Here is a 6,455-nt window from a genome sequence, read left to right as displayed (position 1 = left end):
AAGGTAATAGAGGCCCTACCACTCTAAATAGAAAAAAGGTGAATTTGAGCTCACTCAAATTCACCTTTTTTATTTTTTGAGGCTAGTTATGTCCCAGCCTCTTCTATTGTATTTATTTTTTCACCTTACCGATAAGTACAACTAATCCTAAAATAAAGAGAACTAAAGAAGGCATTGCTGCGCCCATACCTTGGCCCGCATTTAAGTGTGAAAATACAGCCCCTCCCATAAGAATGACTAATCCTGTTGAAGCAAGTAATGCAATTGTTGATTTCCAGTATCCAACAATTAGCCCAATCCCTCCTAAGATTTCACAAGCGGCTATAAAGTACATAAACCCAACAGCATATCCGAATCCCCCTGCCATCATTTCAAGTTGTTCTGTACCACCTACAAATTTCATTACACCTGATAAAATAAATGCAACTGCAAGTAATCCTTGAATAATACGAGTAACCCATTTCATATATTTACACTCTCCCTTTGTTTTTTATAATTTTTGTGCACCGAAACCAATTTTCTTTAATAATTCAATTAATTGTTGTTTCTCATCGTTCGTAACAAACGATAGATTTTGAGAAATTGTTTCAACGTGTTTCGGAAATATCGTATCAAATAATTCCTTTCCTTTTTCTGTTAGCGTAACATTGAACGCTCTTCTATCTGAAGGAATTGGTTCTCTTTTGACCATGTCTTTCTTTTCAAGCTTATCTACAACATATGTGATACTCCCACTTGGAATAGAAAAAGTTTCGCTAATCTTTTGAACAGGATGTGGACCTTTACTATACAGAAGCTCAAGAATCATAAATTGTTCATGACTAATTCCGTAACTGTCTATATCTAAGCTAATGTTTTTGAAGACAGTATTAAAGGATTTCATCCAAACGCGAAACAACCTTAGATCAAGCTCACTTTGATCATCTCCTTGAAACATGATTTTCATCTCCTTTTATCATTGGGATAAATTAATCAACACAAGAACAACGTGAATATGTGACTCCTTTATTGCTTTCTCTTTATAACGAGTTAAATCATGTATAAGTTATCCTATAATTATTTATCCTAACTTAAGGATATTTTTATCCTAACATTAGGATAAATATTTGTCAACAAAACTTGAGCTAAAAATTTTCCTGTCTGTTAACATTAATTTAACAACATGAAAACATATCCTTAAATTACTTAAAATTATATTTTAAATAAAGGCTCTTTTCGTAAACTTTGTTGCTATTTTCACTAAGATTCGACAGTATGACGAGCTTTATGAGAGCTCACTAATTGTATAAGTAGAAAAGATGCCACGAACGCTGGGTGTATACGTGACTATACCTTTGAACGAAAAGCAACAATCAATGCGAAAACTGCCTAGATAAAAGACCCTTATAAATGATTATGATAATATAGGGAATTTTTTATGCCTAAAATTCGAGCGTTTTCTAACAAATTAAGAAATGGTGCTTGGAGTGAACAAAAATTTACTAACCTTTATTTAAAGGCTCTTTTCGTAAACTTTGTTGTTTTTTCACTTACATTTGAGAAACTGAGGTTGTTTGATATAATTTTTTTGTCTTTAGCGAAGAAATGATGCCACGAACGTTTGTTAAATTCGTCTTTAGTGTTACGAAAAGCAACAACTAATTCGAAAACAGCCACTTTAAAGGTGTATTGTTCCATGGAGACAGGACACCACGTTGAAAATATATCACATGATTTTAAGAAAAAGAACTATGAAGAAAGAGAGCGTTTTGCAGAATGGTTTGCATTGGAATTTCGAATTAAAGGAAGGGGTAGATAGCTAATTGTGCAACACAGGGAAATTGCATCCGATTCTGTTAGTCTTAAATGTATATAGAAAAAAAATCAGAAAGTGAAAATATATCGAGGTTGGGGGTAGCTCTATGCGAGCCCCCCTTTTTTTTATTGATTAGATAAAACCCGATTAAAGGATTAATGAAATAAATAGCATTCTCCCCTAGTCTCGCCCTTTAAGACTTTTACTATAAACAGCTTTTTCTTTCGGTAATAGCTGACCAATTAATGCGGGCAAACTCCAATTCACCTTTTCAAATGGTCCGATAATTGACGTTGCAAATGGCAAGTGACTAAAGATAAAAGAAAATCCTATAGATAAAACTGTTGTTATAATAAAAATTGCTATACTTAAAGAAATATAATGGCCTGTAATATGATTATTCTCAATAAATGTAACGACTAGTTGAAGGAAAAACAAATGAGCTAAATACGAACCATACGTAAACTTTCCTATAAATGCTAACAATTTGTATAAAAATGTTCTCGTTTGAACAATGATCATAGACAATCCATATAATAAAATAATTTCAGAAACGACATACAAAAACATAGATGGCTTTAAATATGTTGATGCTTGTAAATCTATTTGTGTAACACCATTAAATGCTACTAATTCATAACCTACTACAATAAATAAACCTAAAAAAATAAAAGTGTTTAATGCTACATATTTTGAAACAAATTTTCTCCATGCGGTCAGTTTTAATGCAACTAATCCACCTAGGAAGAAATAAAAAGAATAGAATAACAAACTTCTGTCTGTATACTTTAACCACGCCACGTCTGTTAACAAATTACCATTAAATATAAATCGAGATGACAACCACATAAGCAATAAATAACTTACAGCTACGCAACCAACCGTATAAGCAATGAGCTTAGCAGATGTGAATTTCTTATCCAGCCATTGAAATATCACAAAGAGCAGCGGAAATACTAGGTGAAATTGAAACACCATCACTACATACCATAAATGCGGAGCAGCTGACCCTGTAAATATCGATTTTATCATTTCACTTAATGTAAGAGTTGAAGTACTAGTAAAGTTTGTGAATAAAATCACATATATAGCCGACCAAAATAAATATGGCACTATTAACTCAGACCACTTTTGAGTAATGTAAGATGCATACTTCACTTGCTGTTTATGATGATATATTAAGTGAAATCCAGTTACGAAAATAAAGACAGGTGCAGAAAATTTTACGAAGTTAAATAACATACCAATCATCACTGTCTCTTCTGGTGAAATATTTCCTTGATCTACAGCAAAGATCAAAGAACTTTGGAAAACGACAGCTAAGAAAGCTAAACTTTTTATAATATTTACTTCTGAAGCTTTTCGTTGGTGATTTATAATCTGAGACATGTTAATCACTCACTCCTAGAAATCTATGCTTCTAGTATATACCTCCTACCTATTATTTTTATATATAGATTTGCTCATAAGTCTTAACAATTTATTGGATATTTAAAACAATTGTAGAATGAAGCGTTTACATCCTAACTTTTTTCCGGCATTCAATAGATGTAAGCATCCCGAAAGCGTTCATCAGCCACAACTAAATAACCTGCATTAAGTAAATGACTAGTGAGTCTTCCCTCACTAGACAATTACTAATTCTAACCTTGTACAGTCTGACTTTGTTCATCAAGCATCCGAAATGCTTTTTCCACCTTCTCTTCTGGTATATTGTTATACCTATCTCCAATGCTTACCTCGAAATAACATGTATTGTTTAGTGACTCTTTTACATAGCTCGTTAATCCAACTTGCGTCTCACGATATATTGAGACTAGTATTGGTATAATTACATCTTTTGGCGCATCAACATGCACATGGAACATATTAGAAACCGGATTGAGTGGTCTAGTTGATATAAAGTCGCATTCATTAATCATTCCTGCAAGCTTCTTTGTGGCATCAAAATACTCTCCCATTCTATGTATCCGTTCATTAAAATAATAATCAGCACTAATGATATAAGGATATAAGCTAATTAAGTCACCACCGTGACGTCTTTTCCAGACTTTCGAATCATCAGTAAATTTGTTATCACCAGCAAGAATCGCTCCAGCAATCCCACCAATCCCTTTATAAAGAGACACATAAACACTATCAAAAAGGCTACAAACTTCAGCTGCAGTCTTCTCGTAGTACGGAAGAATTTCAAATAATCTAGCTCCGTCCAAATGTAGCTTAATCCCCTTATCTCTACAGTATAGAGAAATAGATTTTAGTGTTTTATAATCTGGCAATTGCCCCCCAATCTCACGTTGAGGTAGCTCTAATAATACGCAAGCCACATCCTCATCAATACTTACAATATCCTCCAAAGTAATGAGTCTATCTTTATCCGCTAATAACACTGGTTCAATATGGTGTAATTCTTTCAACCCATCCTCTTCATGAATTTCTAAATGACATAATGGATGATAACCAACTTTTTTTAGCCCTTTATGATCACACCATATTCTTAATGCGATCTGCTGTGCCATCGTTCCACTTGGAAAAAACACAGCTGATTCTTTCCCTAAAAACTTTGCCATTTTCACTTCGAAATTTTCAATTATTTTACCCTTACCATAAATATCACTCTCAAGCCCTTCGGCAATATCTTTAAAAGATTCCTTTAAAACTCGGATATCTCTTTTGCTATGACCTGCTATTTGATATGTTGTTTCGTTATAAGCTTCCAGTAAAGGGTTCATTTCACTCATTACAACTGCTCCCATCTTTATTTTTTTTGGCTTTTTTCGTAAACTTTGCTGCTACTCAGCAAAATCATCTTGGGATAAAAAATAACCGCACTATTATTTACAATTAATTGCTAGTTTTCTTACGGTTATTCTTAACCGTAAGTACTAAAATGAGTACAGCTGGAATGAACGTGACAATGTTTGTTAATATAATTGCTAAATCTCCTATGATGAAACCATATATTGCCCAAATAAACACTCCCAAAGTAAAAGAGCTGTACATTAAAATTGATATATCTTGTGTTCTATTTGTTACCAATACTTTAATAGCCTGTGGAATAAATGCACAACTCGTTAATATACCTGCTAAAATACCTAGATAAGTAATAGACATGTCATTCCTCCGTTTGCGATCGCATTTATTAAATTCTATTGCCATATTATTCGTCTAACATGTTATACTCTTTTTCTCCCAGATGCTACAAAAACCCCCACCTTTAGATTTTGAAACATCTTCACTTCCATCTATAAGATGACAATCTTATTTAACTACCCTTCGCTGTTTTTAATTGAGTCATTATAATGACACTGAAAACACATAAAAGTCCCTTAATAATAGGCTGTTTTCACATTGATTGTGGTATTTCCTCATTAGATATAAACACACATACTCTAGCATTCATCTTTTCTTCTGTACAACGATGATTGACATGTAAAACCACTTTTTATGGTACTCATTCGATAACAATAGCAACAGAGTCTATGAAATGAGCCTTTACTAAAAATAGCACTACAGTTAATGAAAAGAGCCTACTAATATTAATCATGCTTATATTCAATTAGCCAGCAGTCTCGATGCTCGCCTTCATGGAATTCATGTTTAGGTAACATTTTCACTTTGTTAAAACCACACTTTTCATAACAGCGAATGGCTCTGTCATTCCACGTTTGAGGATCCATTACTACTCTATCTGCTTGCTTTTTTTCACATAAAAACTTCACCATAGACCGTACGAGAAGCGTACCAATACCTTTATTCCAATATTCTACTTCTCCAATAAACTGATCGATACCGTAAATACGTTCACGAATTTCTACATAATCGTAAGCTTTTCTTGTTGCATCATCTAATTCATAAAATTGTATGTAGCCAATCTCAACTCCTTCATACTCAACGATACAACCTGTTACACCGTTCAGTCTGTTATAAAACTCCATATTTACTTTTTCAACATTAAATGGGTTATCTCTGCCTTCATAATATTTGAGAACGATAGGGTTAGAAAGCCATTTAGCTAATAATATATTATCTTTTAATTCTAGTTGACGAACTTTTAACTTGTTGTTTTGAAATAACACCTAGATCTCCTCCACCAAAAGAACTTATGTAATAATTCGTTGTTTTAGTGGTAATTCCTTTTTATACAACGTCTACACTACCTGTTCAATATTTTATAGCGCTTATTCATTTCTTTTATTTTATGCACAACATAAATGATGAGAGGGATGAACAATCCAACAATTATAGCAATTGGGATCCATGTAGTTGCATCAAAAACGACTAAATATGCCATATTCGGCACTAGCAAAGTTGCAAGGAAAATGAGGATGATACCAATGGGGAAAGTTAGTGGTTTGTAATTTTTCAAACCAAAGATTTGGACGATTGAAGCAACGATAAAATAGAAACAAAGCGAAAGTTTGATAAAAATGGTAAAAAACCATACACCAGCTACTACAACTTCAATTCGATTAATAAATTCACCGATCGTAATTTTTTTAACAAGAGCATAGGTCGGATAAATATTACGTGTAGTGCTATCAACTCCCATAATTAAAATACAAAAAAGTGTAACAACAACCAATGTCCCTCCACCAACAACAGCCCCCAAAACCATACTTCTTTTAGCCTGTAATGGGTTGTTTTTCGTATTAGGAAG

The 6,455-nt window shown here is 33.2% G+C and carries 7 protein-coding genes and 1 pseudogene; 1 reads left to right on the top strand and 7 read right to left on the bottom strand.

What is annotated here, in order from left to right:
* Positions 1-112: 112 nt before the first annotated feature.
* Positions 113-466 carry a DoxX family protein gene (locus JM172_RS19280; RefSeq protein WP_214483997.1) on the bottom strand — a complete coding sequence of 118 codons (354 nt, stop codon included), beginning with the start codon at positions 464-466 and terminating at the stop codon, positions 113-115.
* A gap of 24 nt (positions 467-490) precedes the next feature.
* Entirely contained in the window at positions 491-937 is a 447-nt protein-coding gene (locus tag JM172_RS19275) for a MarR family winged helix-turn-helix transcriptional regulator (protein ID WP_214483996.1), read from the bottom strand.
* Positions 938-1,675: 738 nt separating this feature from the next.
* Between JM172_RS19275 and JM172_RS25245 the strand changes: the two genes are divergently transcribed.
* The gene (locus JM172_RS25245) at positions 1,676-1,798 is read left to right on the top strand and encodes a hypothetical protein (protein WP_284730481.1); all 123 of its coding nucleotides are present in this window, start codon (positions 1,676-1,678) and stop codon (positions 1,796-1,798) included.
* Positions 1,799-1,975: 177 nt separating this feature from the next.
* On the opposite strand, the gene JM172_RS19270 is transcribed toward JM172_RS25245, so the two are convergent.
* From JM172_RS19270 to JM172_RS19250, 5 genes and pseudogenes are all read right to left on the bottom strand, one after another.
* The gene (locus JM172_RS19270) at positions 1,976-3,184 is read right to left on the bottom strand and encodes an acyltransferase (RefSeq protein ID WP_214483995.1); all 1,209 of its coding nucleotides are present in this window, start codon (positions 3,182-3,184) and stop codon (positions 1,976-1,978) included.
* Positions 3,185-3,438: 254 nt separating this feature from the next.
* Positions 3,439-4,536: a threonine aldolase family protein gene (locus tag JM172_RS19265; RefSeq protein ID WP_214484004.1), complete on the bottom strand. Its 1,098-nt coding sequence runs from the start codon at positions 4,534-4,536 to the stop codon at positions 3,439-3,441.
* Between the two features lie 103 nt (positions 4,537-4,639).
* On the bottom strand, positions 4,640-4,909 hold the full coding sequence (locus tag JM172_RS19260) for a SemiSWEET transporter (protein WP_214483994.1): 270 nt from the start codon (positions 4,907-4,909) through the stop codon (positions 4,640-4,642).
* Positions 4,910-5,334: 425 nt separating this feature from the next.
* Positions 5,335-5,874, bottom strand: a complete 540-nt coding sequence (locus tag JM172_RS19255; RefSeq protein ID WP_214483993.1) for a GNAT family N-acetyltransferase — start codon at positions 5,872-5,874, stop codon at positions 5,335-5,337.
* 77 nt (positions 5,875-5,951) lie between these two features.
* Positions 5,952-6,431 (bottom strand): annotated as a pseudogene (locus JM172_RS19250) (GerAB/ArcD/ProY family transporter); the annotation flags it as partial.
* Between the last annotated feature and the right edge of the window lie 24 nt (positions 6,432-6,455).

It is taken from the genome of Bacillus sp. SM2101 (assembly GCF_018588585.1).
GTDB lineage: Bacteria > Bacillota > Bacilli > Bacillales > SM2101 > Nanhaiella > Nanhaiella sioensis.
This window is presented reverse-complemented; position numbering and strand designations above follow the sequence as displayed.